This window comes from Bradyrhizobium sp. PRIMUS42 (assembly GCF_023006515.1).
Classification (GTDB): domain Bacteria; phylum Pseudomonadota; class Alphaproteobacteria; order Rhizobiales; family Xanthobacteraceae; genus Bradyrhizobium.
Window position 1 is genome coordinate 1 of sequence record NZ_JALBGZ010001230.1, and the last position, 1090, is coordinate 1090.

A 1090-nucleotide genomic window follows, 5' to 3' on the forward strand; every position below is an offset into this window, starting at 1 on the left:
AGTTCAGCCGGCACCGGGGCGCCTTGCGCGGCCGCAAGGTGCGAGCCGGAGAGATGGGCGAGCGGGGTCTGGGTCAGGTCGCGATAGGTGGCATCGAGGCCGGGCGTCGTCTGCTGGAGGCGGTCGACGATGGCGGCGGAAACCTGCCTGGAGACGGAGTGGGGGCCGAGCACGCTGGAGTCGATATGGAGGAGTTTCATTTGGGTCACCCTGGTATATGTTTGTAACCAGAGCTACATGAGTGACTGTAGAAATCCCCGCAAGAACGCACTTTTTTGAGCCATGGGCACATTATTGAAACCTGAGAACACTGATTTGCCTGCCTCGCCGAGGCCAGACGCCAGGTCAGACACGCAGCCGGACCCCAACCACGCGGACTGCCGCGGGGTGGCCTCCGTGCTGTCCCGCGTCGGCGACAAATGGAGCGTGTTCGTGATCATGATGCTCGGCGGCGGGCCGAAGCGCTTCAACGAGCTGAAGCGCATGATCAACGGCATCTCGCAGCGGATGCTGACCTTGACGCTGCGCGGCCTGGAGCGCGACGGCCTCGTCACGCGCACGATCTTCCCGACCATTCCGCCACGCGTCGACTACGAGCTGACCGATCTCGGCCGCGGGCTGTCGCAGCCAGTCGAGGCCCTCGGCAGATGGGCGATGGAGCATCTCGCGCAGATCGAGGCCGCACGGACACGTTTCGATCAGCGCAACGATAACTAGATCAGCGACACCAACCCGCCGCCGTGGCGTTCGAGCTTTCCGGCAAGCTCGAGCTCCAGCAGCACCGTGCGCACGATGGCGGGCGAGGCGCCGGACATCCGCACGAGATCGTCGATCGTAACAGGGGCGGGCCCGAGCAGGCCGGTGATCTGGTCGCGGTCGTGGCCTTGCGGATCGCTCTCGAACGGCTCGCTGTCGGGCTCTTCAGCCGGATGCATCAGCGGGCGCTCCATGATCGGCTGAACCGCGTTGACGATGTCGGCGGCTTCCGTGACGAGCGTTGCGCCCTGCTTGATCAGATCATTGGCGCCGGCGGCGCGCGGATCGAGCGGCGAGCCCGGCACCGCGAACACCTCGCGGCCCTGTTCGGCCG

2 protein-coding genes and 1 pseudogene are annotated in these 1090 nt (G+C 65.8%); 1 reads left to right on the plus strand and 2 read right to left on the minus strand.

Annotated elements, in window-relative coordinates; genetic code table 11:
- Positions 1-200: NAD(P)H-dependent oxidoreductase (locus MOV75_RS39295; protein ID WP_246932871.1), on the minus strand; the 200-nt coding region annotated here is incomplete at its 3' end.
- A gap of 82 nt (positions 201-282) precedes the next feature.
- Here MOV75_RS39295 and MOV75_RS39300 point away from each other — a divergent pair.
- Positions 283-717 carry a helix-turn-helix domain-containing protein gene (locus MOV75_RS39300; RefSeq protein ID WP_246932873.1) on the plus strand — a complete coding sequence of 145 codons (435 nt, stop codon included), beginning with the start codon at positions 283-285 and terminating at the stop codon, positions 715-717.
- Here MOV75_RS39300 and MOV75_RS39305 read toward each other — a convergent pair.
- Positions 714-1090: pseudogene (locus tag MOV75_RS39305) on the minus strand (DNA-protecting protein DprA); the annotation flags it as partial. The gene MOV75_RS39300 and the pseudogene MOV75_RS39305 overlap by 4 nt on opposite strands.

Coding starts and splice junctions, on each gene's coding strand:
- MOV75_RS39300 (WP_246932873.1), top strand. CDS start 283: ATGGGCACATTATTGAAACCTGAGAACACTGATTTGCCTGCCTCGCCG.